This is a genomic window from Chloroflexota bacterium (assembly GCA_038040195.1).
Lineage (GTDB): Bacteria > Chloroflexota > Limnocylindria > QHBO01 > QHBO01 > DASTEQ01.
Genome location: JBBPIR010000003.1, coordinates 44,765 through 69,371 on the forward strand (window position 1 = coordinate 44,765; position 24,607 = coordinate 69,371).

Sequence of the window (24,607 nt, forward strand, 5' to 3'; positions counted from 1 at the left end):
CGTGAAAGCGACCGCCGCGAAGCCGACGGCCGTGAAAGCGACCGCCGCGAAGCCGACGGCCGTGAAAGCGACCGCCGCGAAGCCGACGGCCGTGAAAGCGACCGCCGCGAAGCCGGTGGCAGCGAGAGCCCCAGCCGTGAAGGCGACTGCTGCGAAGCCCGCTGCTGCGAAGCCCGCTGCTGCGAAGCCCGCTGCTGCGAAGGCAGCCCCCGCACCGACCGCAGCCAAGGCGAAGACCGCGAAGGTCAAGGCCGCCGCGGTCACCAGCCCGGAAGGATCCGAGGAGGCTGCCGCCGCCGTCGAGGACCTGCTGTCGCATGGCCGCGAGGACGGATTCATCACCCACGACCAGATCCTGGCCGCCGTTCCCGCGCCCGAAACCAACCTGGAACATATCGAGGAACTGTTCGCGGCAGCCGAGGAGCAGGGGGTCGAGGTCTTCGACGCCGAGAACCAGCCGACCTTTGGTGAGCCGACCGACGAGGTCGCCGTCGCCATCCCTGACGAGGACGGCATAGCCGTGGGCAAGGCCGACAAGGAGCCCGAGGAGGACCTCGAGGCTCTCGCTGCCGACCTCATCGGGATCGACGACCCGGTGCGGATGTACCTCAAGGAAATCGGGAAAGTGGCGCTGCTGACCGCCGAGGAGGAGGTCGTGCTGGCCAAGGCGATTGAGCTGGGAGAGCTGGCGATCGAGGACCCGGCGCGCGCGATGGTGATGCTGTACACGTGGGTCACGCTCAGCAGCGAGCCCAAGGCACGGGCCATGGCCGCCATGCGCGCCTTCGACCTGCCCCAGGAGTCACCCCGCGTGACCCTGGACGCCATCGACTGGTGGGTCGCCTCCGGAAAGCCCATCGAGCGTCCCCCGATTCGGTTTACCAAGGCACGCCGCGACCCGGAGCTGGACGACGAGGGTCGGGCGCGGATTCTGGAGGCCGAGTCGCTTCTGAAGTCAATCGCCAGCGACCCGGCCCAGGCGCTGAAAGACGCGGTCCTGTTCGGCCACACGTATCGCTTCCGGCAGCTTGAGCACCCGGGCCGCGACGAGCTTTACGCGCTCGAGCGCTGGGCCCGCGAGACGGCGCAGGCGATCGTCCGCGCCTACATCGAGGCCGGCCGCGACCGGGCGTACCTCAAGGAGCTCGGCTCCGACCCGGAGGTCCCCCCGGAGATCCCGCTCGAGCGGCGCAGCGGCCGGCTGGTGGACCAGAGCGTCGACGGCCGACGGCGCCTGACCGAGGCCAACCTCCGGCTGGTGGTGAGCATCGCCAAGAAGTACATCGGTCGTGGCATGAGCTTCCTGGACCTCATCCAGGAGGGGAACATCGGGCTCATCCGGGCGGTCGAGAAGTTCGAGTACGAGAAGGGCTTCAAGTTCAGCACGTACGCCACGTGGTGGATTCGGCAGGCCATCACGCGGGCCATCGCCGACCAGGCTCGGACGATCCGGATCCCGGTCCACATGGTGGAGACCATCAACCGCCTGATCCGGGTCAGCCGGACCCTGCTCCAGGAGCTCGGTCGCGAGCCCACGGTCGACGAGATTGCGCGCCGCATGAGCCGCGACGAGATCGTGCGCGAGCTGCGCGACAAGCTCGAGCGCGAGCCCACCGAGGAAGAGGTCGACAAGCGCGAGGCGGCCGGGCCGCAGACGGTCAGCCCCGAGAAGGTGCGCGAGATCATGAAGGTCAGCCAGGAGCCGGTCAGCCTGGAGACGCCCATCGGCGAGGAGGAGGACAGCCACCTCGGCGACTTCATCCCCGACCTGGCGAGCGTCGCCCCCGCGGACGCGGCCAGCCACCAGCTCCTCAAGGAGCAAGTGGAGGGGGTGCTGGACAGCCTCACCCCGCGTGAGCGGCGGGTCCTTCAGCTCCGATTCGGGCTCGAGGACGGGCGGAGCCGCACCCTGGAGGAGGTGGGTCGCGACTTCAACGTGACCCGCGAGCGGATCCGACAGATCGAGGCCAAGGCCCTCCGCAAGCTCCGTCACCCCAGCCGCAGCCGCAAGCTCAAGGACTACCTGGAGTAGGGACCCAATGGATAGGCCGATCCGTCCTGCGGCCTATAATCCGCGCCGTTCCCCGGCCGCCGCCGCGGCCGGCATCCGTTCCGGCGTAGCTCAGTGGTAGAGCGGGCGGCTGTTAACCGCTTGGTCGTAGGTTCGAGTCCTACCGCCGGAGCCACTCCCCGCCGACCCTAACGGACGTGGTGCTTGACCTCCTGGACCAGCCAGCCGTTGCCGTCGGGATCGCTGAAGGATAAGTAGGTTCCGTAGTCGCGCCGTTCGGGATCAAGACCCGGCGTCTGTCCCTCCGGCCCGAAGTGGAATGGCTCGCTGACGCCAACCCCACGGTCGACGAGCTCGCCCCGCGCGGCCTCGATATCGGTCACCACCAGGTGCAGGCCCTGGTAGGTGCCGGGCGCCACCTGCGTGACCCCGATTCCGATGGTGATCGAGCACGCCGAGCCCGGCGGCGTCAGCTGGACGACCCGGAAGGCGTCTCCGGCGCGGTGGTCGACGTCCACGATGAATCCCGCCTTATCGGCATAGAAGGACTTGGCGCGGTCCACGTCCGACACGGGGACGACCACGAGCTCGAGTTTGAAGTCCATCGTGTGCTCCTGCCTCGCTGCGTATATCGGTCACCTTACCGATTTCGGCCTAGGGCCCATTCGACGCGTCACAATTCGGCGTCGAGATCGGACATACCAATGACGAGGATCCCATGCTGCATTCAAAAGGAGGCATACCGATGAACCCGCACGTCAGCGGCATCACGCTCGGAGTCAGAGACCTGAACCGGGCGAAGCAGTTCTACAGCGAGGGCCTCGGCTGGCCAATCCAGCTGGAGCAGGGCGAGTGGGTTTCGTTCAGTCTCAACAACGGTACGTCCGCGTTGGGGCTCCTTCCGTGGGATGCGCTCGCCGACGACGCCGGCGTACCGCCGGATGGCAGCGGCTTTCGCGGTTTCACGCTCTCGTACGTCGTCCGCTCCGAAGAGCGCGTTGATGCGGTGTTGGCCGAGGCCGAACGCGCCGGCGGCAAGATCGCCAAGCCGGCGGAAAGCCAGCAGTGGGGTGGACGGAGCGGCTACTTCACCGATCCTGACGGCTATCTCTGGAAGGTCGCGGCAGGCGCCGGGGACCAGCCGATTGCCGCCGAATAGCCGGCCCGTGGGCCACAACGACTGGCTGGCCCGTCAGAGCCAACTACCCCCTATGGCGAAGTCCACACATACCAGTCGCGAAGTTCACCGCGAGGCGAACCGCTAAACCGCCAAGCGTGGCGATCGCCACGCCCTCGACGCAGCAGTTCTCTACTCGAGCCCATGATCTGGTTGCCCAGGAAGCCGGCGATGGCGCCGACGACGATCCAAGCCAGGGATCCCATTGAAATTCGTTCCTTCCGCGTCGCGCGGTCACTCGCGACCGTCGCGGCCTGCGGACTATGCCCTGCCGCTTGGGGGACCGTCATGCGGTCACTTGAACGGTACTCGCGGCCGCGAGGGGCTTCACGACCATCGCCGGGAGCCGCTTTGGGTGGAATACCGTCCTTGCATTGAACCACGCGACTGGGGTATTGTCAACTGTAGTTGTTAACATCAACTGTAGACATGAGGCCCAGTGGATGGCACCATCAATCGGATCCGTGCTCAAGCAGGCGCGCGATGTGCGCCGGCTGTCCGCAATCGAGGTGGCGCGCGCGGCAGGCATCTCTGCGGCGTACTTGAACAAACTCGAGAATGATGCGGTCAAACGGCCGTCGCCCAATGTCCTCTACCCGTTAAGCCAGGCACTGGCCGTGCCGTACGCGGACCTGATGCGACTCAGCGGCTATCGCTTGCCTGGCGAGTCTGATGCGCAGCCCAGCGACACGTTCAGCGCGGCGCTCTTGGCCGGACTCACCGACGACGAGCGGGAGGAGCTTCTCGAGTACCTCGCCTGGTATCGCGCGCGACAGCGATCGGGCCGCCGACGCCAGCGGCCCGGGGTGAGCCCCGCACGTACCTGAGCAGGCCCCAGGGGCCAGGTCACTTCCCGCGCTGGCCTCGACGGGTACCATCCCGCACCTGATGCGCCGCTTCCTATTGTGGTGTGCCCGCAACCCGTGGATGCGGACCCATGTCCCGCGTCTACCGGGCATGCGTCGCGCCGTCCGGCGATTCATGCCGGGCGAGACGATGGCCGAAGCGCTGACTGCCGCCGAAGCGCTGGAGGCTCGAGACATCCCGGCCCTCTACACTCGGCTGGGCGAGAACCTGACCCAGATGGCGCAGGCCGATACGGTGGCCGCCCACTACCACGCTCTCATCGAGGAGATCGCCCGCCGTCAGATGGCGGGGCACATCTCGCCCAAGCTCACCCAGCTGGGCCTGGACCTCGATCCGGAGGCGACCTATCGGCACTGCGAGTCGCTGGCGCGACATGCGGCCCAAACCGGCAGCCGGTTTTGGATCGACATGGAGGACAGCTCGTACGTCGACCGCACGCTGGACCTGTACGTGAGGCTCCTGGGCGCACAGCCAGGGGTGGGCGTCTGCCTCCAGGCCTACCTGCACCGGACGCCCGCCGACGTCGAGCGCCTCCAGCCCTTGGGTCCTGCCATCCGGTTGGTCAAAGGCGCCTACGACGAGCCCGCCGAGCGCGCGTTGCGCGACAAGGGGGACGTGAATGCGGCCTATCGCGAGCTGTCGCTGGCCATGCTTCCCGACGCGGCGGCTGGACGCCTGACCCTGGGCCTGGGGACCCATGACGTGGAGCTGGTGGAGGACATCGCCCGGGCGGGGGGCGACGCCGGGCATGCTCGGGACGCGTTTGAAGTCCAGATGCTGTACGGGATCCGGGCCGACCAGCAGCGTCGGCTGCGGGCGGACGGATACCGGGTCAGGGTCCTCATCGCGTATGGCGAGTATTGGTACCCGTGGTACGTCCGGCGCCTCGCCGAGCGGCCCGCCAACGTCTGGTTCGCCCTGCGCCAGCTCCTGCCATGGTAAGGATGCGGAACCCCGGGCCTCGGGCGAGCGTCCCTCAATCATGAGACAGCTGTCGGCGGTTCTTGTCCTTGCCCTGGTCCGGGGCGCGGCGGCCTGCATGTCGGCACCGTCGGCAACGCCGCTGACCTCCGCGGAGGCGGTGGACCTGGTCCTGGCCCAGAACGAGCTGTTCGCCGGGCTCGCGCCTCGCGACCCCGAGCTCATCGGTCAGGCCGCCTGGTATGAGGTCAGTGAGAGCGACGACGGTTGGCGGGTGGAGATCCGAATGGGGTGGGGCGACTGCCCGGCAGGCTGTATCGACGAGCACCGCTGGACCTACGCCGTCTCGAGCACTGGGGACGTGAATCTGGTTGACGAGTCGGGAGATCCGCCTCCTGCCGACTCGGGCGTGTCGGGGACGGTCACTGCCGGCCCGACCTGCCCGGTGGTCACCGACCCGCCGGACCCCTCCTGCGCCGATCGGCCCGTCGAAGGGGCCGTCCTGGTGGTGACGACCCTGGCCGGGGTGGAGATGGGTCGGACGAGCAGCGATGCCGAGGGTCGGTTCGCGCTGATCCTCGAACCCGGTACCTACCGTCTCGAGCCGCAGCCGGTGGAAGGGCTGATGGGCACGGCCGCGCCGGTGGAGTTCACCGTCGACCCCGGGGCTCCAGCCCTCGACCTGGTGATCGGCTACGACACCGGGATTCGCTGAGGCTAGCGGTCGGGCTCCGGGAAGTCGGGGTCGATGGGAGCCGTGTTGCCCTCGTGGTCGACGGTTGGAACCAGGACCCACATGAAGAAGGTCGCCGCGGCGCCGAAGGCGAGCAGCATGGTCGCGCCGGCCAACTCCGGCGGTTGGCTGAACAGCAGGTAGAAGACGCCGACCGCCACGATCAGGACCGGCAGGAAGAGGTAGCGGCGCGCGGTCATCTCGGGCGCATCATAGCCGCCGGCCGAGGGTCAGACGATCCAGCCGCAATCCGTGCGGCGGAGTGCCACTGAGCCAGGCGGTCGGGTGCCGGCATCCGGGTCGGCGGCGCGCACCAGGGCTCGGGCGCTGACCGCGTCATCGGCCCGCTCCAGCGTCGATCGTCGCACCGCGGGATCGACCACCGGCGGGCCGGTCTCGGCGGCCTCCGGCAGCGCCGACGCCGATGGGGCCGAGGCTCGAACGCGCCCCTCGCGCGCGGTGACGACGGTCTGGTCCGGGAAGGCCAACCACAGGCCCCGCATGCGTGCCACGAAGTGCTCGGCCATTCCTGGCACGAGCATGTCCACCTGGCCCTGGCGGCTCCGGCGGTAGCCGCGCGGCCGCTCGTCGGCACGGACGCGGTCCATGAACGGGCTGGCCAGGAGCTCCTCGAGGGCGGCGCTCACGTTGTCCGGGGCGCTGACCTGCCACCGGCCGCCCTGGAATGTTGCGGCGCCGACTACCGCCTCCCCCTGCGGCCCGGATTGGACCAGGTCGTAGGTGATGACGTCCTCGGTGCGGGGGTCGCTGCTGCGAGACAGCACGGTCCGAGGATAGCAGTGGCGTCTGGCCGGCCCGGGGTCGATTCGGCGTCGATCGGCTCGGCTAGAATCGCCCAGGCTCGAGCGAGGAGAGCGCGTGAATCTGACCGAGGCACAACCGTACCGGGAGATGGTTGCCGTCCAAAGCGACGAGCAGATCGACATCTGGGCGGGCGATCTGTTCATGGACTTCGCCAAGCGGCGCGGGGTGGGAACGGCCATCGCCGCCTTCAGCCGGGCGGCCGGGCTCGATGCCCGCGGCTTCCAGCGCGCCTTCCTGGTCGGCGGCGGCCCTGACCACGTGGTCGGCATCGACACCGCCGGGGCCCTGGCGGCGCCGATCTTCGAGCTCCCAAAGGCCGTCGCCGGCCTGCGCCGGACCGATCCGGATGCACGAGCCAAGCTCGTCGACTTCCTCGTCGAGCACCGCGAGGTGATGTCCTACACCCCCTGAGCGGGGTTACTCCTCGCGCGTGGCGCGGACGATGGCGATCGCGTTCTCGATCTTGAGCTTGGTGATGGTCAGGTACTTGGCCAGGTTGTCGCGGTTGGTGGCGGGGATCTGGTTGATCACCTCGTGCTGGCGGAGCAGGTCGGCCAGCTCGTCGACGACGGAGGCCAGCCGGCCTTTGACGTCCAGCAGCGCGTCGTCCGCGTTGCGGGCGGCCACGGCCACCCCGGCCGCGGTGCGGGCTCGGCGCTTCGGCCGATCCGACGGAGCCTTCGGCTCCCGGGTCCCGGTCAGGCGGCGGAGCTTGGCCAGAGTCAGCTCGCCCGCCGCCACCCGCGTCGCCAGCTTGCGCCGGGTCTTCTCATCGGTCACCTTCATCAGCTCGTAGGCGTGGCTGATGGTGTCCCTGCGGGCCGCCACCAGCTCGCGGATCTCCGGCGGCGCGTCGGCTAGCCGGAGCCGGTTCTCGACGTAGCCCTTGTCCTTGCCGATCTTGCCTGCCAGCTGCCGGACGGAGTAGCCCAGGGCCAGCATCTTGCGGTACATGCCCGCTTCCTCGAGCGGCGACACGTCCTCCCGCTGGAGGTTCTCGATGATGGAGACCTCGAGCGCGGTCTCTTCGTCGAAGTCCAGGACGATGGCCGGGACGGCGTTGAGGCCGGCCATCCGCGCTGCTCGCCAGCGGCGTTCGCCGGCGATGAGCTCGAACTGGGACCCGGCGGGCCGGACCAGGATCGGCTGCAGGACCCCATGCGCGCGGATCGAATCAGCCAGCTCGGCCAGGGAGTCCTCCTCGTACGAGAGGCGTGGCTGGGCGGGGTTGGGGAGAACCCGATTGGTGGGCACGTCCCGGATCTGGACCCGGGTCGACCGGGAGTCGATCAGCGAGACGATGCCCGCCGTCAGCTCCGTCGCGGCTGCCTCGTCGAAGAGACGGGCGATGTTGTCCTTGAAGACCGGCGGCCTAGCCAAGTTCGATCACCTCCCGCGCCAGGTCCCGGAAGGCATGCGCGGCCGCCGAGCTTGGCGCGTATTCGGTAACGGGGCGGCCGGTCAGCGGCGCCTCCCCGAGCTTCACCGTGTTCTTGATCATGGTGTTGAAGACACGCTGGTCACCCAGCTCCCGGAGGTTCTCCAGCATCTCGCGGGCGAGGATCGTGCGGCCGTCATAGAACGTCGGCAGCAGGCCGAGGATCACCAGGTCGTGATTGAGCTTGACCCGGATGGTGTTGATAACTTTGATCAGCGCGGTCAGGCCCTTGATGGCGTAGAACTGGGTCTGGACCGGGATGATGACGCGCGAGGACGCGACCAAAGCGTTGATCGTCAGCAGGCCCAGGGTCGGGGGACTGTCGATCAGGATCACGTCGTACTGCCGATCGGCAGAACCGGAGATCGCATCTCCCAGCACCATTTCGCGGCCGATGGCGGTGAACAGCTCGACCTCGGTCGAGGCCAGCTCCAGCGTCGCCGGAGCGACGGACAGGCCGGCCACCGCCGTTTCGCGAATGACCTCGTCCAGCCCCACTCGATCCTCGTTGAGCACATCGGCCATGGATCGGTGAACATCGCCTAGCGAGATCCCGAGGCCGACGGTCAGGTTGGCCTGGGGGTCCATGTCGATGCACAGAACGCGATACCCCAGCTCGGCCAGAGCGCCTCCGAGATTGATGGTGCATGTCGTCTTACCCACACCACCCTTCTGATTGGCCAACGAGATGACTTTGGTCAAGGCGACACCTTCCGCGGTCTGAATTTCGAGCTGCTGAATCGCGGATGCGATCCGGTGCGGATCATAGGCAGCCGCACCATCCAAGGTCATCGGGGTTATCCACAACGTCGGGGACTGTCGATGTCTTTGTGCAAAGACGAGCCTCTATACTCGGAGTTGTCCACCGCCAGCCCCTGTCGGGCCCATAGCTCAGTGGTTAGAGCATCCGGCTCATAACCGGCTGGTCGCAGGTTCGATCCCTGCTGGGCCCACCATCTCCTTGGAGGACCGGTGTCGACATCGGACAAGCTCGACCACCTGGCCGAACAACGACGCGCCGCGCAACGCGGCGGCGGCGAAGAGCGGATTGCACAGCAGCATGCGCGCGGCAAGCTGACGGCACGCGAGCGCCTGGAGATCCTCCTCGATGACGGGTCGTTCGCGGAGCTGGACGCCTTCGTCACGCACCGGACAACCGAGTTCGGGCTGGAAGACGAGCGCTACCTGGGCGACGGTGTGGTCACCGGCTGGGGAACCATCGACGAACGCACCGTATTCGTATACGCCCAGGACTTCACCGTCTTCGGTGGCTCCCTGTCGGAGGCGCACGCGCAAAAGATCTGCAAGGTGATGGACCTGGCGGTCGCCAGTGGGGCGCCGATCATCGGCCTTGCGGACTCGGGTGGCGCACGGATTCAGGAAGGCGTGGACTCGTTGGGTGGCTACGCCGAGATCTTCCTGCGTAACACCCTGGCGTCGGGGGTCGTCCCCCAGCTGTCACTGGTGCTCGGGCCATGCGCCGGCGGCGCCGTGTACTCGCCGGCCATCACCGATCTCACGATCATGGTCGACGGGTTGAGCTACATGTTCGTGACCGGACCCAACGTCGTGAAAACGGTGACCCATGAAGAGATCGACTTCGAGGGACTGGGTGGCGCGCGGATCCACAACGAAGTCAGCGGAGTGGCGCACTTCCTCGCGCCGTCTGAACCGGCGGCCCTGCTGCTCGCACGACAGATCCTGGGGTACCTGCCTCAGAACAATGTCGATCCGGTCATCACGCGGTCCGAATGGGCACCACCTCCCGGAGACGCGGACGAACTGGATGCCGTGATTCCCGATTCGCCCCAGCAGGCATACGACATGCACGACGTCATTCGCGGGATCGTGGACGCCGAATCGTTTCTCGAGGTGCACGCCGGGTTCGCGCGCAACATCATCTGTGGCTTCGCGCGCATCGAAGGTCGGTCAATCGGGGTCGTGGCCCAACAACCCAACGTGCTGGCAGGTGTTCTCGACATCGACGCCTCCGACAAAGCGGCGCGCTTCGTGCGGACGTGCGACTGCTTCAACGTTCCGCTGCTCACCCTGGTCGACGTGCCCGGATTCCTGCCCGGCGTCGATCAAGAGCATCGCGGCATCATCCGCCACGGCGCGAAATTGCTGTACGCGTTCGCGGAAGCCACCGTGCCGAAAGTCACGGTGATCACCCGCAAGGCATACGGCGGCGCCTACGACGTCATGAGCAGCAAGCACATCCGCGGCGACCTGAACTTTGCATGGCCGACGGCGGAGATCGCGGTGATGGGCGTCGAGGGCGCAGTGAACATCGTGTTCCGCGAGCGCCTCGCGCAGGCCGCCGACCCGGAGGCCGAGCGGCAGCAGCTGGTAGCGGAGTACGAAGAGCGATTCGCGAATCCGTACGTCGCCGCATCGCGCGGCTACATCGATGAAGTCATCCGTCCCTCCGAAACGCGGGGTCGGGTGGCTGGGGCCTTCGCCGTCCTGGACGGGAAGCGTCAGCCGGGCCCGCGGCGGAAGCACGGCAACATTCCGCTTTGACGCGCCGGCAGCCGTTGCCCGTCTTTCCGCAAAGACAGTGACGCCGCCGTTTCGCCGAGTCCTGGTCGCGAATCGAGGCGAGATCGCGATTCGGATCATCCGGGCCTGCCGCGAGTTGGGGATCGAGGCGGTCGCCGTCTACTCGGACGTCGACCGCGACGCACCCCACGTCCGCGCCGCCGACCGAGCGGAGCACATTGGTCCGGCCGCCGCCGCCGAGTCGTACCTGTCGATCGATGCGCTGCTCGACGCCGCCCGACGCTCGGACGCCGAGGCGGTGCATCCCGGGTATGGCTTCCTCAGCGAGAGCGCCACCTTCGCCCGCGCGGTGACGGCCGCCGGTCTGGTGTTCGTTGGCCCGCCGCCCGAAACGATGCAGGGGCTGGGCGACAAGCTGGCCGCCCGTCGCACCGCGGCAGATGCCGGCGTGCCCGTTACCCCGGGTCTGATGGTGGCGGTCGACACGGCGCGCCTGGCCGAACTGGACGATCTCGGCTATCCGTTGCTCGTCAAGGCCGCGGCCGGTGGCGGCGGCCGCGGCGTGCGAAGGGTCGATCGGCCGGCCGACATGCCCGAGGCGCTGGACAGCGCACGGCGCGAGGCGACGGCCGCCTTCGGGGACGGAACGCTGTACGTCGAGCGCCTGATCCTCGGTGCGCGCCACGTCGAAGTCCAGCTTCTCGGGGATCGACATGGGGGACTGGCCGTACTCGGGGAACGCGACTGCTCGGTCCAGCGCCGCCACCAGAAGCTGGTCGAGGAGGCACCCGCGCCCGGCCTCAGTCCAGAGACGCGCGAGCGCATGGCGGCCGACGCGCGCCGCATCGCGGAGGCGGTGCCGTTCCACAGCGCGGCGACAGTCGAGTTCCTCCTCGACCGTGAGCAGCACCACTGGTTCCTCGAGATGAACACCCGGCTTCAGGTCGAGCATGGCGTCACCGAGCTGGTGACCGGGGTGGACCTGGTTGCCTGGCAATTGCGGGTGGCAGCCGGCGAGCGCCTCCCAGTGGAGGTGCTCGAACCGCGGTGGCGCGGTCACGCGATCCAGGTGCGCCTGTATGCCGAGGATCCGTGGGAGGGTTTCCGCCCCACCACTGGCCGGATCGGTGCCTGGCGCATGCCCGACGGGCCGGGCGTCCGCGTGGATGCTGGGATGGAGGCCGACCTCGAGCTGCCCACCGAGTACGACCCGTTGCTGGCCAAGCTCATGGTCCATGCACCGGACCGCCCGGCGGCGGTGGCACGCCTGCGGCGTGCATTGGACGAAACGCGGATCGGGGGCGTGTCGACGACCTTGGGATTCCATCGCTGGTTGGTAGACCAGCCGGCGTTCATCGCGGGCAAGTACGACACCGGGCTGGTTCCCGACCTGTGGGCCGACGGGCCGGGTTTGTCCGACGGCGAGGTCCAGATGGCCGCGACCGCGGTGGCTGGGGCCCGCGCGACGGGCGTCCCGCCTCGGCCCCGCGCCGCTCCTTCGACCGGCGCCGCGATGACCCGGAGCGAACGCCCGTGGGCCCGGCTGGCGCGCGACGAGGCGGTCGAGCCGTGAGGGATGAGGCGGAGTTCCTGGTCGAGGGTCAGCCGACGGCCCCAGACCCCGAATGGGAGTTCGGCTGGCTAGCCCGCGGGCACCGTGAGGCGACCCTGCGCCGCGCCGGCGAGCGCGTCCCGGTCCTGGTCGAGGGCGGCCCGGCGGAGTGGGTCGTCACCATCCGTGGACGCCGGATCGCGGTCACGGTCCGCGGCCATCGGGAGCGGCTGCTGGCCGAGTCGAGCCAACTTGCCGCCCCGCGTCATGGCCCGGCGGAGGTCCGCGCCACCCTGCCGGGGTTGGTGGTCAAGGTCGCGGTCCGTCCGGGCGACCTGGTGGCGGAGGGGGATGCCCTGGTGACGGTGGAGGCCATGAAGATGGAGAACGAGATCCGTGCGCCGCGCGCGGGGCAGGTGGTGAGCGTCGAGGCGGCGCCAGGCCAGACGATCGTCAGCGGCGCCCTCCTTGTTCGGCTGGCCGAGCCCGAACCGTAGAATCGGCGGCGTGAGCAGCGGAGACGAACCGGCGAGCGCGGACAGCGGTCCGCGCCGCGATCGGTCCAGCTCGGGATTTGAGATCCGCGGCGTGTATCGGTCAGGCGACCTGGCCCCCGATCTCGACGACCGGCTGGGAGATCCGGGCGCCTATCCGTACACCCGGGGCATCCACGCATCGGGCTACCGCGGGCGCCCCTGGACCATGCGCCAGTACGCCGGGTTCACCTCGCCCGCGGAGTCGAACCGGCGCTTCCGTGACCTGCTGGCGGACGGCCAGACGGGGCTGTCGGTGGCGTTCGACCTGCCGACCCAGATGGGATACGACAGCGACGACTCGCGGGTGGCCGGCGAGGTGGGCCGGGTGGGGGTGCCGATCGACACCGTCCGTGACATGGAGCGCCTGCTGGATGGGATCGACCTGGGCACGGTCAGCACCTCGATGACGATCAACGCCACCGCGGCCATCCTGCTCGCACTGTACGAGACCGTCGGTCGCCGCCAGGGGGTGGAGCCGGCGCAACTGCGTGGGACGGTCCAGAACGACATCCTCAAGGAATATGTCGCGCGCGGGACCTATATCTTCCCGCCCGGCCCATCGCTGCGGTTGGCGACCGATGTCATCGCCTACTGCCGGGCGGAGCTGCCCCAGTTCAACCCGATCAGCATCAGCGGCTACCACATGCGGGAGGCCGGGGCGACCGCGGTCCAGGAGCTGGCCTTCACGATGGGCAACGCGATCACTTACGCCGATGCGGCCGTGGCGGCCGGCCTTACCTTCGACGAGTTTGCGCCCCGCCTGTCGTTCTTCTTCGCCGCCCACAACGACCTGTTCGAGGAGGTTGCAAAGTTCCGGGCCGCGCGCCGGCTGTGGTCGCGGGTCGCCCGCGACCGGTACCACGCCACCGACCCGCGAAGCATGACCCTGCGCTTCCACGTCCAGACCGCCGGCTCGACGCTGACCGCCCAGCAACCGGAGACGAACACGGTCCGAACGACGGTCCAGGCCCTGGCCGCGGTCCTGGGCGGGACACAATCCCTCCATACCAACGCGTTGGACGAGGCCCTGGGGCTGCCGAGCCCCGAAGCGGCCCGGCTGGCGCTGAGGACCCAGCAGGTCCTGGCCTACGAGTCGGGGCTCAGCGCGCCGATCGACCCGCTGGGCGGCTCGTGGTACGTCGAGGCCCTGACCGATGAGCTCGACGAACGAGCCAGCGCCGAGCTGGTGCGACTGGACGAGCTGGGTGGACCACTGGCCGCGTTGGAGGCCGGTTACCAGGCCGGCGCCATTGCCGACGCGGCCTATGCCGACCAGCGAGCGTTCGAATCCGGCGAGGCAGTCGTGGTGGGAGTGAATGCATTCGTTGAGCCCGGCGAGCAGGCCGCCCGCCCGCAGCCGCAGCGCATCGACCCAGGGGCGGAGCGCAGCCAGGCCGAGCGGACGCGCGCCGTCCGCGCCGCCCGCGACCCCCGCGCCGCGGCCGCTACGGTGGATGCCCTCGGCGCCGCGGCACGCGGGACCGAGAACCTGCTCCCGCGGATCCGCGCCTGCGTCGAGGCCGACGTCACGCTGGGCGAGATTGCCGACGCCCTGCGCGCCGCGTGGGGAGAGCACCGGCCGTGATCATCGACCACATCGCGGTGGTCGTGCGGTCCATCGACGAGGCGCTGCCGCGATACCGGGAACTGTTCGGCCTGGAGTCGTCTGACGGGGTGCGGCCCGTCGCCGCGCAGGGGGTTCGGATCTGCTTCCTGCCCACCGGCCCCGCTCCCGCCGCTCGCCTGGAGCTGATCGAGCCCACCGACCCGGACAGCGGCGTGGCCCGCTTCCTCGACTCGCGAGGCGAGGGGCTCCACCACGTCTGCTTCGGGACGACGACCCTGGTCCAGGAGCTGGCCCGCCTGAAATCCGCCGGGGCCGAGCTGGTCGACCACGTCCCGCGTCCGGGCGCCGAGGGGTCAGTGGCCTTCATCCACCCGCGAACCCTCAATGGGGTCCTGTGGGAGCTCCTCGAGCGCGGGACACCGGAGGACGGCGGCTAGGCCACCCCGGCCTCGCGGAGGAGTGCCGGGATCTGGAGCGGGGAGTCGGCAACCCGTACCCCCGCGTCGCGCAGGGCGGTCCGCTTCGACTCCGCGGTGCCGGTCCCGCCCGAGATGATCGCCCCGGCGTGACCCATGCGCCGTCCCGGCGGCGCCGTACGCCCGGCCACGAAAGCGGCCACCGGCTTGGACATCGTCTTTGCGATGTGCTCGGCCGCCCGTTCCTCCTCGTCGCCACCGATCTCGCCAATGAGCACGACCGCATCGGTCAGGGGGTCTGCCTCGAACAGTGTCAGGATCTCGATGAAGCTGGTGCCCACGATCGGGTCGCCGCCGATCCCGACGCAGGTCGATTGACCGATCCCTTCATCGGTCAAGGCCTCGACCACTTCGTAGGTCAAGGTGCCGGATCGGCTCACCAGACCCACCCGTCCCCGCCGATGAATGTTGCCGGGGATGATCCCGACCTTGGCCTCGCCGGGAGTCGTGGCGCCGGGGCAGTTGGGACCGATGAGGCGGACGCCCTGGGCGCGCAGGACGTGGTACACGCGAAGCATGTCCAGGGCCGGGATGCCCTCGGTGATGCAGAAGATGAGGCCGATCCCGCTCGACGCGGCCTCGAAGATCGCGTCCGGAGCGAAGGCCGCCGGGACGTAGATGACGCTCGTGTTGGCCCCCGTCCGGCCGACCGCCTCGGCGACCGTGTCGAAGATGGGGACCCGGCCGTTGAACGTCTCCTGGCCGCCCTTGCCGGGGGTGACTCCCGCCACTACCTGCGTTCCGAAGTTGAGCATGGCCTGGCCGTGGAACTGACCCTCGCGGCCGGTGATGCCCTGGATCAGGAGTCGCGTGTCGCCATCGACGAGGATGCTCATCGGCCCTCGCCGGCCGTGGCCGCGGCGACGGCCATGGCTGCCGCCTCGTCCAGGGTGTAGGCCGTCTGCAGGTCCGCCGACTCGAGGATGAACGCCGCCTCGTCGGCGTTGGTGCCCACGATTCGGACCACCATCGGCACCTGGCGCTCCAACCCCGCCCGGGCCTCGACGATGCCCTGCGCCACCTCGTCGCCCCGCGTGATGCCGCCGAAGATGTTGATCAGTACGGCGCGGACGTTGGGGTCGGCGAGGATGATCCGGAACGCGGCCGCCACCCGCTCGTGTCGTGCCCCGCCGCCGATGTCCAGGAAGTTCGCCGGCTCGCCTCCGGCCAGCTTGACCAGGTCCATGGTGGCCATGGCCAACCCAGCGCCGTTGACCATGCAGCCGATGGTGCCTTCAAGCTTGATGTAGCTGATGCCGGCCTCGCGGGCTGCGGCCTCGGCCGGCTCCTCCTCGGCCGGGTCGCGCAGCTGCTCGAGGTCGGGATGCCGGGCCAATCCGGAGTCGTCCAGGACCATCTTGGCGTCCAGCGCCACCAGCCCGTCGGAGGTGAGCGCCAGCGGGTTGATCTCGGCCAGCTCCGCATCGGTCTGCACGAAGGCCTCCACCAGGCCGGTCAGGGTGGTGGCGAAGGTCGCCCGATGTGCCTCGGGAATGGCCAGGAAGAAGCTGACCGCGCGGACGTTATGGGGCTGGAGCCCGATGAGCGGGTGCAGCGGCAGGCGCAGGACCGCCGCCGGATCGGTCTGCGCCACATCCTCGATGTCGATCCCACCCTCGGCGCTGGCAATGACGGTCACGGCCCTGGCGGCTCGGTCCAGGATGACGGCGAGGTAGTACTCGTGGGCGATGACGACGGATGGCGTCACGAGGACCGTGTGGACCGGCGCCCCGGCGATGCGCAGCTCCAGGATCTCGGCCGCCCGCGCCTCGGCCTCGGCCGGGTCGGCGGCCAGCTTGACGCCGCCGGCCTTGCCCCGTCCGCCGGCGAGTACCTGCGCCTTGACCACCACCGGCACCCCGAGCCGCTCAGCCGCCGCGCGGGCTGCGGCCGGCGTGGTTGCGATCTCGCCGGGGAGGGTGGGGATGCCGTGACGGGCGAGGATCTCCTTGCTGCGGAACTCCTGGAGCTTCACGGCCCGGAGCGTACCCGACCGGCCGCGCGGTCGACCGGCCACCGGGCGCGAGCCGGGCTGCCTACACTTGGGGCGTGACCTACCAGGTGACCCTCATTCCCGGTGACGGGATCGGGCCCGAGATCGCGGCGGCCGCCCGCGAGGTGCTCGAGGCCACCGGCGTGGCTTTCGAATGGGACGAGCAGACGGCCGGAGAGGCCACCCTGGCCAGCGAGGGCAATCCGCTGCCGGATCGCGTCATCGACAGCGTGCGACGCACCAAGGTCGCCCTCAAGGGGCCGATCACGACTCCGGTGGGAATGGGGTTCCGGAGCGTCAACGTCGCCCTGCGCCAGGCATTGACCCTGTACGCCAACGTGCGACCCGCCCGCAGCTTCGTCGGCGTCGCGTCCCGCTACTCCGACGTCGACCTGGTCATCGTCCGCGAGAACACCGAGGACCTGTACGCGGGAATCGAGCGTGCGGTCAGCGCCGACCACGCGGAGAGCACCAAGATCATCACCCGTGGCGCGTCCGAGCGGATCGCCCGCTACGCGTTCGAGTACGCGGTGCGGAACGGACGGAAGGTCGTCACCGCCGTCCACAAGGCGAACATCATGAAGCTCACCGACGGCCTGTTCCTGGACAGCTGCCGGCGGGTTGCGGCGGACTACGAGGGGCGCATCGGGTTCCAGGATCGGATCGTGGACAACATGTGCATGCAGCTGGTCCAGAAGCCGGAGACGTATGACGTCCTGGTGGCCCCCAACCTGTACGGGGACATCATCAGCGACCTGACCGCCGGCCTGGTCGGTGGGCTGGGCCTCGCCCCGGGCGCGAACATCGGGGAGGAGGCGGCCGTGTTCGAGGCGGTCCATGGATCGGCCCCGAAGTACGCCGGCCAGGACCGGGCCAACCCGACCGCGCTCATCCTTTCCGGCGCGCTCCTGCTCCGGCACATCGGGGAGACGGCGGCCGGCGCGGCGGTCGAGGACGCCGTCCGGGCGGTTATCGGCGAGGGAGCCATCCGGACCGCCGACCTGGGTGGCACATCCGGGACCCGCGCGTACGGCGAGGCAGTGGCGGCCCGGGTGCAGGCCCTGAGATCCGCCGCATGACGATCGCGTCGCGGCTGGCCCGGGCCCAGGCCCGCGTGGTCAGCTACCGCGTCTCCTGGGCCCAGCTGGCCTGGTTCGGTCATCGGCTGTCGGGGATCGGGGTCCTCGCCTACCTATTCGTGCACATCGTGGAGACGTCCATGGTGACCCTGGGCCCAACCGTGTACGACGCGACGCTGGGGCTGTTCCGCAACCTTCCCATCCGCCTCGGCGAGATCGTCCTCATGGCCGCCCTGGTGTACCACTCGCTCAACGGGTTGAAGGTGATCCTTCTCGATTTCTTCCCGGCCACGACGGCGTGGTACCGGCCGCTCACCTACGGGGTGGTCATCGCCACCCTGACGGCCATGATCCCGCTGTCCCTCCTGATGTTGGCCCCGTACGCGCCGTGGTGGTGATCCGATGAGCGTTGGCCGCACGGTCTGGCTTGGCAACCCGCCGGCCCGCAAGCCGCGCCCGGTTGGCCCGGGCCGCGAGCGGTTCTGGTGGTGGTTCATGCGGCTCAGCGGCCTGGCCCTCGTCTTCCTGGCGCTGGGCCACATGCTGATCATGCATGTCCTCGTTCAGCTGTCCGGCGAGGAGGTCAGCTTCGCCTTCGTCACCAGCCGCTGGGGGACACCGTTCTGGCGCATCTACGACGCCCTGCTGCTGGTCCTGGCGCTGGTCCACGGCGTGAACGGGGCGCGGGTCGTGATCACCGACCTCGTGCCGCGCGGATCGGTCCGCACACTGCTCGTGGGCGGCCTGGGGTTGCTCGCGGTGGCCTGGCTGCTTCTCGGGCTGTTCGTGGTCGTGTTCTTCAACCCGGACCAGGCTCCCGCCGTCGGCCCGTTCTCGTGAGCGGCCGCCCATGAGCGTGCCCATGATCGGGCGCGGCCCCGCCGCGGCCCCCCGCGTCCACGTCCTGGATGCGGTGGTGGTCGGCGCCGGGGGTGCGGGCCTGTATGCCGCCCTGGAGCTGAAGCGCAGGCTGGGGACGGCGGGGCGGGTGGGAGTCGTGTCCAAGCTTTACCCCACCCGATCCCACACCGGCGCGGCCCAGGGCGGCGTGTGCGCGGCGCTGGGAAACACCGAGGAGGACCACTGGGAGTGGCACTGGTGGGACACCGTCAAGGGCGGGGACTACCTCGTCGACCAGGACGCGGCGGAAGTCATGTGCCGCGACGCGGCGCAGACCATCCGCGACCTCGAGCACCTGGGCCTGCCCTTCGACCGGACCCCGGACGGGCTGATCGACCAACGTCGATTCGGAGGGCACACGCGGAACCACGGCGAGGCACCCGTCCGCCGTTCCTGCTACTCGGCCGACCGCACCGGGCACGCCATCCTGCAGACCCTGTATCAGCAGTGCATCCGCCATGACGTGACGTTCTTCGACGAGTACCAGGTCCTCGACCTGCTCATGCCGGATGGTTCCGGCGGCCATGTCAGCGGGGTCCTGGCCCTCCGGCTGGCAAGCGGCGAGCTGACGGTATTCCTGGCCCGCGGCGTGCTGTTCGCCACCGGCGGGTTCGGGATGGTCTACAAGGTCACCTCCAACGCCCATACCCTGACCGGGGACGGGGTGGCGATCGCCTACCGGCGCGGCCTGGCGCTGGAGGACATGGAGTTCTACCAGTTCCACCCCACCGGCATGTATCGGCTCGGCTTCCTGCTCTCGGAGGCCATGCGGGGTGAGGGCGGAATCCTGCGCAACGGTGACGGCGAGCGCTTCATGGAGCGTTACGCCCCGACGATGAAGGACCTGGCCGGTCGCGACGTGGTGAGCCGCAGCATCTACCAGGAGATCGCCGCCGGGCGAGGGATCAACGGCGAGGACTTCGTCCATCTCGACGTCCGGCACCTCGGCGCCGAGATCCTCGATCACAAGCTCCCCGACATGGCGGGCTTCATCCGGACCTACTTTGGGCTCGAGCCATTGACCGATCTGGTCCCCGTTCAGCCCACCGCCCACTATGCGATGGGGGGCATCCCGACCGATGTCGACGGCCGGGTCCTGGCCGATGTCGACGGCCGGGTCGTGCCTGGCTTCTTCGCCGCCGGCGAGTGCGCCTGCATCAGCGTCCACGGCGCCAATCGGCTGGGAACCAACTCGCTGCTCGACATCCTCGTCTTCGGCCGGCGGGCCGGCGAGGCCATGGCCGACGGGCTGCGCGACGCGCCCTCGCCCGGACGGGACCCTGAGGCCGAAGCGCGGTCCGCGGCGCGGCTGACCGAGCTGCTGCGCACCACCGACGGCGAGCGTCCGGCCACGATCCGGGCGGAGCTGCGCGAGCTCATGTTCACCGCCTGCGGGGTGTATCGCAGCGGGGCGGGGTTGGCCGCCGGACGGGCCGGGGTGGCCGCCCTGCGTGGACGAGCCCGGCGCCTACGGCTCGACGACCACGGCGTGCGCTACAACACGGACCTGACCGATGCGATCGAGCTCGGGTTTCTGCTGGATTGCGCGGAGGCCATGATCATCTCGGCCGAGGCGCGGACCGAAACCCGCGGCGCCCATGCAAGGGAGGACTTTCCCGAGCGCGACGATGCGCGCTGGATGCGCCACACATTCGCCACCCGCCCATCGGACGGGACGGTCGCGCTGACCTACAAGCCGGTCACGGTCACTGAATACCAGCCGGCTCCCCGGGTGTACTGACCGATGGATGTCGAGCTGCGGATCCGGCGCTTCAACCCGGAGGTGGATGCGACGCCCCACTGGGAGTCCTACGCCCTGCAGGCCGAGCCATCGGACCGCGTGCTCGACCTGCTGCACCAGGTGAAGTGGTTCCAGGACGGGACGCTGACCTTCCGCCGGTCCTGCGCCCACGGGGTGTGCGGATCGGACGCGATGCTGATCAACGGCCGCAACCAGCTGGCCTGCGCGGTTCTCATCCGCGACGCGGGCACCCACATCTCGGTCGAGGCGATGCGCGGGCTGCCGGTGGTCAAGGACCTGCTGGTTGACCAGGAGGGGTTCTGGGAGAAGTACCGCGCGGTCATGCCCTATCTGGTCAACGACGAGGTGCCGGAGGACGGAGGGGAACGCCGCCAATCACCCGCCGAACGGGCCGCGTTCGAGGACACCAGTCGCTGCATCCTGTGTGCGGCGTGCACCACCGCCTGCCCGGTGTACTGGACGAACCCGGCCTACGTGGGTCCGGCGGCCATCGTGAACGCCCATCGGTTCATCTTCGACAGCCGCGACAACGCCCACGCCGAGCGCCTGGAGATCATGGCCGATGCGGATGGCGTATGGCGCTGCCGGACCGTGTTCAACTGCGTCGAGGCCTGCCCGCGCGGCATCAACGTCACCCGCGCCATCATGGAGGTGACGCGCGCCATCGGGGAGCGGCCTGCATGACCCGCCTGCTGATCCACACCGATGGGGCGGCCCGCGGCAACCCGGGCCCGGCGGGCCTGGGGGCGGTGCTTCAGGATGCCGATACGGGGGAGACGGTTGCCGAGCTGGCGCGGTACCTCGGGGAGCAGACCAACAACGTGGCTGAGTGGACGGCCGTCCAGGACGCGCTGGAAGAGGCGCTGCGGAGGGGCGCGCGCCAGATCGACCTGCGGACCGATTCGCAGCTAGTGGCGCGTCAGATCAGCGGGCGGTATCGGGTCAAGCATCCCAACCTCAAGCCCATCCACGCTCGGGTCATGGGCTTGCTCGCGCAGTTCGACGCATATACGGTCGGGCACGTGCCGCGCGAGCGCAACCGCGAGGCCGACCGCCTCAGCAACGTCGCCATCGATCGGCGCGTATGATGCGGGCCCTGGAGGCGGCCGGACGGCCGCGGACGCGATCGTCGAAAGGCGGCGTTCGAGGAAAGTCCGAGCTCCACAGAGCAGGTTCGCGGGTAACACCCGTCCGCCGTGAGGCGAGGACCAGCGCCACAGTGACGATGCCCGCGCAAGCGGGAGTGAAACGGGCAAGCTCGAGCCGGAGCAAGACCGAATAGGAGGGCGCAAGGCGGCTTTCGGGCCGCAGCAGGTGGCTCGCTCAGCCCTCGGGTAGGTCGCCCAGATGGATGGCCGTCCCCGGACCTCGGTCCGGGACAGAACTCGGCTTACAGGCCGCTCTCCAGGGACTCAGTCTTCGTCCGCGCGCCAGATGCCCTTCGCGGTGCAGGCGTTGCAGATCGGCCTGGCCTCCGCGAACGTACCCAGCGGAAGTGGGTGATCCGGCCCACCCAGGAGGCAGCTGACGTCCACGGCGCGGCCGCCCGGGACCGGGGTGATAGCCACGTGACGCACGCTGCAGCGACGGATCTGTCCGGCGCGAGGGATCGGGATCCGCTGTGGCGCCTCGCTACGTTCGACCGCCATGAGGCTCCGAGCGTGCGCCGCAGGCGTGTGGTGCTCAATGGCGCGTTCGTACCAGGCGGGAAACTCGCTTGAGCCGTTCGAACCCGGGTCGTCGGAGGGGTATCCTCGCACCATGTTCAGGCGGGGCAACACGGCGGCCCAATCGGCGGCCGAGACCGAGCGCCAGGCGCTGTTCGAGAAACTCGCCCAGCGACCGGAGACCGTGTGCCCGTTCCTGGGGCTGGCCGCCTCCCGGGCCGACTACCAGGAAAAGGCGACCGATGACCACCGCTGCTATGCCTTCGGCGACCCCGAGCCCATCTCCGGGGAGCAGCAGCGCAACGTCTGCCTCCAGCGGGGTTATGCCAACTGCCCACGCTACCTGCGTGGCGTGCTCGTCATCCCGACCGACGAGCTGGAGGCGCTCCGGAGGCCACACCAACGCGTGCCCCCACCGCCGCCACCCCCTCCGCGACCGGCATCGGTGCCGGGAGGTGGGGGACGGCGAAGGACCGTCGTAGCCCTGCTCGTCCTGCTCCTGCTGGTCGGCGGAGGCGCCGGTGCATGGTGGGTGGTGGCTGGCCCCGGAGCGGTGGCAGTGGAGACACCGACTCCCGTCCCGTCTCCCACGAGCGCGCCGAGCCCGTCGGAGGCCGAGCCCTCACCCTCCGTCACTCCATCCACGGCCCCGACGCCGGAACCCGGCGATGAATTCATCGGTTACGAAGTGACCGTCGAGGAGGGCATCAACGATGTCTTCCGCGTTGACGAGGACGGGCAGATCCAGGACGAGTCGGAGGCCTTCTTCTCCGATCGCAGTCAGGGGCCGGTCGACCGCGTGATGGCCGACAACGGGCTCCTGCACTGGCGAGAAACTGAAGGGGGACTGGCTGGTTGGTCGTTCATCCGCGACCAGTCGGGCTCGTTCGGGATTCGCGAGGTGTACCGCGGATCCGACGGTTCGTTGCGCTACCTGGTGCTGCCCGAGGACGAGACCTAGACCGAACGGATCCAGGTCCCCACCCGAATTGGCCGAAAAAGTGCTTGACGGGGCTTCGTTGCCCTGTAAGATGGCGCCCTGTGGCTCAATGTGGGGCCAAATGGGGATCAATGGTAGGGCCATCGAGTGGAGAGGACCCCGTTCCTTACTGGCGAGTACCGCCACGCGCTAGACGACCGTGGTCGCATCGCGGTGCCCGTGCGGTTTCGGGCTCGCCTGTCGGAGGGCGCGACGCTTACCCGGTGGCTCGATGCCTGTCTCGCGGTCTTCCCGCGTGACGCGTGGGCCGAGCTGGCCGAGAAGCTCCGCGGCCTGCCATTGACCAGCACCAAGGCGCGGGAATTCGGCCGGTTCATGTCGTCGGGAGCGGTGGACGTGGAGCTCGACCGCCAGGGCCGTTTGCTCGTCCCGGGCTACCTCCGGACCTACGCCAGCCTGCAACCAGGCGAGGTGATCGTGGTCGGCGCTCTGAACCGACTCGAGATCTGGGCGCCGGCGGCCTGGGAGCCGTACCGCGCTCGAATCGAAGACGCCCCCGAGGCCCTGGCGGAGCAACTGCAGGACCTGGGGATCTAGGGCCCGTGGCGCCATGACGCACGCCACGACCCGGCCATTCATGCGTCTCCGGGCCGCTCGGCCCGTCAACCGACCGTTAAGGGACAGTCGCGCATGGGAGAAGGGCACCTGCCGGTCCTCGTCGACGAGGTTCTCGCCTCGTTGGCCCTCCGTGCCGGCAGCTCCATCGCGGACTGCACGGTCGGTGGCGGTGGGCACGCCGAGCGACTTCTGGAGGCCGTGTCTCCGGACGGCCGCCTTCTCGGCCTCGATGCCGACCTGGCGGCCGTCCGCGAGGCGTCCCGCTTCCTGGAGCGCTTCGGGGACCGCGCCGTCATCCGCCACGCCAACTTCAGCCGCCTGGGGGAGGTGGCGCGCGCCGAGGGCATGGGTCCCCTCGACGGCGTCCTGTTCGACCTGGGCCTCTCGAGCTATCAGCTCGCCGATGCGCGGCGCGGGTTCGCCTTCACGGCGGACGCGCCGCCGGACATGAGATTCGATGAAACGACTGGTCTTTCGGCTCTGGGTCTCATCGATCGCTCCTCGGAGCGAGAGCTCACCCGAATCATCGCGACGCTTGGTGAAGAGCGCCATGCACGCCGCATCGCGAAGGCGATCCTGGCGTCGCGTACGTCGGGCCGCCTCGTGACGGCGGCCGATCTGGCGTCCGTGGTGGCCGCCGCCGTCCCGGCCAGGGGGGCCGACGCAGGACGGATCCACGCGGCCACCCGGACGTTCCAGGCCTTGCGAATAGCCGTAAACCAGGAGCTCGAGTCGCTGGAGGCGGGCCTCGCCGCGGCGCTCGAGGTCCTGCGGCCGGGCGGCCGTCTGGCTGTCATCAGCTACCACTCGCTCGAGGACCGGGTCGCCAAGCGCTTCATGGCTCGCGAGGCGCGCGACTGCCTCGAGGTTCCGCTGCCCCCGGTCTGCACATGCGGACATCGGGCCCAGCTGCGAGCCGTGACGCGACGGGTCATCCGCCCGTCGCCGGAGGAGATCGACCGCAATCGCCGAGCGCGAAGCGCGCGGCTGCGTGCTGCCGAGAAGCTCGCGTCCGCGAGCGCCTAACCGGGTTCACACGAAGG

Annotated in this window: 27 protein-coding genes, 2 tRNA genes, 1 other RNA gene and 2 pseudogenes; 24 read left to right on the forward strand and 8 right to left on the reverse strand. The window is 69.3% G+C overall.

All coding sequences use genetic code 11. The features are described from left to right. Window positions 1-136: 136 nt before the first annotated feature. The 3 genes and pseudogenes from AABM41_05625 (at window position 137) to AABM41_05635 (ending at window position 2,186) form a co-directional block, all read left to right on the forward strand. A pseudogene (locus AABM41_05625) lies at window positions 137-673 on the forward strand (sigma-70 factor domain-containing protein). A 552-nt stretch (window positions 674-1,225) separates the two neighbouring features. Further along, window positions 1,226-2,032: pseudogene (locus AABM41_05630) on the forward strand (sigma-70 family RNA polymerase sigma factor). A gap of 79 nt (window positions 2,033-2,111) precedes the next feature. Beyond that, window positions 2,112-2,186: transfer RNA gene (locus AABM41_05635), tRNA-Asn, on the forward strand. A gap of 13 nt (window positions 2,187-2,199) precedes the next feature. Here the strand turns inward: AABM41_05635 and AABM41_05640 are convergent. After that, window positions 2,200-2,616 carry a VOC family protein gene (locus AABM41_05640; GenBank protein ID MEK6191791.1) on the reverse strand — a complete coding sequence of 139 codons (417 nt, stop codon included), beginning with the start codon at window positions 2,614-2,616 and terminating at the stop codon, window positions 2,200-2,202. 140 nt (window positions 2,617-2,756) lie between these two features. On the opposite strand from AABM41_05640, the gene AABM41_05645 reads away from it, so the two are divergent. The 4 genes from AABM41_05645 to AABM41_05660 all read left to right on the forward strand — a co-directional run bounded on the left by AABM41_05645 (window position 2,757) and on the right by AABM41_05660 (window position 5,691). After that, the gene (locus tag AABM41_05645) at window positions 2,757-3,170 is read left to right on the forward strand and encodes a VOC family protein (protein ID MEK6191792.1); all 414 of its coding nucleotides are present in this window, start codon (window positions 2,757-2,759) and stop codon (window positions 3,168-3,170) included. Window positions 3,171-3,652: 482 nt separating this feature from the next. Further along, a complete protein-coding gene (locus tag AABM41_05650; GenBank protein ID MEK6191793.1) occupies window positions 3,653-4,015 on the forward strand; it encodes a helix-turn-helix transcriptional regulator in 363 nt (120 codons plus the stop codon). 61 nt (window positions 4,016-4,076) lie between these two features. After that, window positions 4,077-4,997 (forward strand): proline dehydrogenase family protein, encoded by a 921-nt coding sequence (locus tag AABM41_05655; GenBank protein ID MEK6191794.1) that lies wholly within the window; start codon window positions 4,077-4,079, stop codon window positions 4,995-4,997. A 40-nt stretch (window positions 4,998-5,037) separates the two neighbouring features. Further along, window positions 5,038-5,691 (forward strand): carboxypeptidase-like regulatory domain-containing protein, encoded by a 654-nt coding sequence (locus AABM41_05660; protein MEK6191795.1) that lies wholly within the window; start codon window positions 5,038-5,040, stop codon window positions 5,689-5,691. Between the two features lie 2 nt (window positions 5,692-5,693). Here the strand turns inward: AABM41_05660 and AABM41_05665 are convergent, their stop codons facing one another. Both AABM41_05665 and AABM41_05670 read right to left on the reverse strand, forming a co-directional pair. After that, the gene (locus AABM41_05665) at window positions 5,694-5,909 is read right to left on the reverse strand and encodes a hypothetical protein (protein ID MEK6191796.1); all 216 of its coding nucleotides are present in this window, start codon (window positions 5,907-5,909) and stop codon (window positions 5,694-5,696) included. Between the two features lie 30 nt (window positions 5,910-5,939). Continuing rightward, the gene (locus tag AABM41_05670; GenBank protein MEK6191797.1) at window positions 5,940-6,494 is read right to left on the reverse strand and encodes a hypothetical protein; all 555 of its coding nucleotides are present in this window, start codon (window positions 6,492-6,494) and stop codon (window positions 5,940-5,942) included. Between the two features lie 94 nt (window positions 6,495-6,588). Here AABM41_05670 and AABM41_05675 point away from each other — a divergent pair, with 94 nt between their 5' ends. After that, window positions 6,589-6,945 (forward strand): hypothetical protein, encoded by a 357-nt coding sequence (locus AABM41_05675; GenBank protein MEK6191798.1) that lies wholly within the window; start codon window positions 6,589-6,591, stop codon window positions 6,943-6,945. A gap of 6 nt (window positions 6,946-6,951) precedes the next feature. Here the strand turns inward: AABM41_05675 and AABM41_05680 are convergent, their stop codons facing one another. Both AABM41_05680 and AABM41_05685 read right to left on the reverse strand, forming a co-directional pair. Then, complete coding sequence (locus AABM41_05680; protein ID MEK6191799.1) at window positions 6,952-7,914, reverse strand: ParB/RepB/Spo0J family partition protein; 963 nt, start codon at window positions 7,912-7,914, stop codon at window positions 6,952-6,954. Then, entirely contained in the window at window positions 7,907-8,674 is a 768-nt protein-coding gene (locus AABM41_05685; GenBank protein MEK6191800.1) for a ParA family protein, read from the reverse strand. Before AABM41_05685 ends, AABM41_05680 begins: the two co-directional genes overlap by 8 nt. Before the next feature lie 178 nt (window positions 8,675-8,852). On the opposite strand from AABM41_05685, the gene AABM41_05690 reads away from it, so the two are divergent. The 6 genes from AABM41_05690 (at window position 8,853) to AABM41_05715 (ending at window position 14,566) form a co-directional block, all read left to right on the forward strand. Continuing rightward, window positions 8,853-8,928: transfer RNA gene (locus tag AABM41_05690), tRNA-Ile, on the forward strand. Between the two features lie 16 nt (window positions 8,929-8,944). Continuing rightward, window positions 8,945-10,495 carry an acyl-CoA carboxylase subunit beta gene (locus AABM41_05695; GenBank protein MEK6191801.1) on the forward strand — a complete coding sequence of 517 codons (1,551 nt, stop codon included), beginning with the start codon at window positions 8,945-8,947 and terminating at the stop codon, window positions 10,493-10,495. Window positions 10,496-10,532: 37 nt separating this feature from the next. Next, window positions 10,533-12,047: a biotin carboxylase N-terminal domain-containing protein gene (locus AABM41_05700; GenBank protein ID MEK6191802.1), complete on the forward strand. Its 1,515-nt coding sequence runs from the start codon at window positions 10,533-10,535 to the stop codon at window positions 12,045-12,047. Then, complete coding sequence (locus AABM41_05705) at window positions 12,044-12,523, forward strand: biotin/lipoyl-containing protein (GenBank protein MEK6191803.1); 480 nt, start codon at window positions 12,044-12,046, stop codon at window positions 12,521-12,523. Before AABM41_05700 ends, AABM41_05705 begins: the two co-directional genes overlap by 4 nt. 10 nt (window positions 12,524-12,533) lie before the next feature. Next, window positions 12,534-14,147 carry a methylmalonyl-CoA mutase family protein gene (locus AABM41_05710; GenBank protein ID MEK6191804.1) on the forward strand — a complete coding sequence of 538 codons (1,614 nt, stop codon included), beginning with the start codon at window positions 12,534-12,536 and terminating at the stop codon, window positions 14,145-14,147. Continuing rightward, a complete protein-coding gene (locus AABM41_05715) occupies window positions 14,144-14,566 on the forward strand; it encodes a VOC family protein (GenBank protein ID MEK6191805.1) in 423 nt (140 codons plus the stop codon). The genes AABM41_05710 and AABM41_05715 overlap by 4 nt, the downstream gene beginning before the upstream one ends. Here AABM41_05715 and sucD read toward each other — a convergent pair. Together sucD and sucC are read right to left on the reverse strand one after the other, a co-directional pair. Beyond that, window positions 14,563-15,441, reverse strand: coding sequence for a succinate--CoA ligase subunit alpha (gene sucD, locus AABM41_05720; protein MEK6191806.1), 879 nt, complete (start codon window positions 15,439-15,441; stop codon window positions 14,563-14,565). The genes AABM41_05715 and sucD overlap by 4 nt on opposite strands. Beyond that, window positions 15,438-16,580, reverse strand: a complete 1,143-nt coding sequence (gene sucC / locus AABM41_05725) for an ADP-forming succinate--CoA ligase subunit beta (GenBank protein MEK6191807.1) — start codon at window positions 16,578-16,580, stop codon at window positions 15,438-15,440. Before sucC ends, sucD begins: the two co-directional genes overlap by 4 nt. A gap of 74 nt (window positions 16,581-16,654) precedes the next feature. Here sucC and AABM41_05730 point away from each other — a divergent pair, with 74 nt between their 5' ends. From AABM41_05730 to rnpB, 7 genes are all read left to right on the forward strand, one after another. Further along, on the forward strand, window positions 16,655-17,677 hold the full coding sequence (locus tag AABM41_05730) for an isocitrate/isopropylmalate dehydrogenase family protein (protein MEK6191808.1): 1,023 nt from the start codon (window positions 16,655-16,657) through the stop codon (window positions 17,675-17,677). Beyond that, on the forward strand, window positions 17,674-18,075 hold the full coding sequence (gene sdhC, locus AABM41_05735; GenBank protein ID MEK6191809.1) for a succinate dehydrogenase, cytochrome b556 subunit: 402 nt from the start codon (window positions 17,674-17,676) through the stop codon (window positions 18,073-18,075). The genes AABM41_05730 and sdhC overlap by 4 nt, the downstream gene beginning before the upstream one ends. Window positions 18,076-18,079: 4 nt before the next feature. Beyond that, window positions 18,080-18,517 (forward strand): succinate dehydrogenase, encoded by a 438-nt coding sequence (locus tag AABM41_05740; GenBank protein ID MEK6191810.1) that lies wholly within the window; start codon window positions 18,080-18,082, stop codon window positions 18,515-18,517. Window positions 18,518-18,527: 10 nt separating this feature from the next. Then, a complete protein-coding gene (gene sdhA, locus AABM41_05745) occupies window positions 18,528-20,318 on the forward strand; it encodes a succinate dehydrogenase flavoprotein subunit (protein ID MEK6191811.1) in 1,791 nt (596 codons plus the stop codon). A gap of 3 nt (window positions 20,319-20,321) precedes the next feature. After that, a complete protein-coding gene (locus AABM41_05750; GenBank protein ID MEK6191812.1) occupies window positions 20,322-21,023 on the forward strand; it encodes a succinate dehydrogenase iron-sulfur subunit in 702 nt (233 codons plus the stop codon). Beyond that, a complete protein-coding gene (locus tag AABM41_05755; GenBank protein MEK6191813.1) occupies window positions 21,020-21,427 on the forward strand; it encodes a ribonuclease HI family protein in 408 nt (135 codons plus the stop codon). The genes AABM41_05750 and AABM41_05755 overlap by 4 nt, the downstream gene beginning before the upstream one ends. A 10-nt stretch (window positions 21,428-21,437) precedes the next feature. Then, an RNA gene (rnpB, locus tag AABM41_05760) (RNase P RNA component class A) lies at window positions 21,438-21,749 on the forward strand. 2 nt (window positions 21,750-21,751) lie between these two features. Here the strand turns inward: rnpB and AABM41_05765 are convergent. Further along, window positions 21,752-21,988: a hypothetical protein gene (locus tag AABM41_05765; protein MEK6191814.1), complete on the reverse strand. Its 237-nt coding sequence runs from the start codon at window positions 21,986-21,988 to the stop codon at window positions 21,752-21,754. A 112-nt stretch (window positions 21,989-22,100) separates the two neighbouring features. Between AABM41_05765 and AABM41_05770 the strand changes: the two genes are divergently transcribed. The 3 genes from AABM41_05770 (at window position 22,101) to rsmH (ending at window position 24,590) form a co-directional block, all read left to right on the forward strand. After that, entirely contained in the window at window positions 22,101-22,967 is an 867-nt protein-coding gene (locus AABM41_05770; GenBank protein MEK6191815.1) for a hypothetical protein, read from the forward strand. Between the two features lie 126 nt (window positions 22,968-23,093). After that, window positions 23,094-23,543: a division/cell wall cluster transcriptional repressor MraZ gene (gene mraZ, locus AABM41_05775; GenBank protein ID MEK6191816.1), complete on the forward strand. Its 450-nt coding sequence runs from the start codon at window positions 23,094-23,096 to the stop codon at window positions 23,541-23,543. Window positions 23,544-23,636: 93 nt separating this feature from the next. Then, on the forward strand, window positions 23,637-24,590 hold the full coding sequence (rsmH, locus tag AABM41_05780) for a 16S rRNA (cytosine(1402)-N(4))-methyltransferase RsmH (GenBank protein ID MEK6191817.1): 954 nt from the start codon (window positions 23,637-23,639) through the stop codon (window positions 24,588-24,590). Window positions 24,591-24,607: the final 17 nt, after the last annotated feature.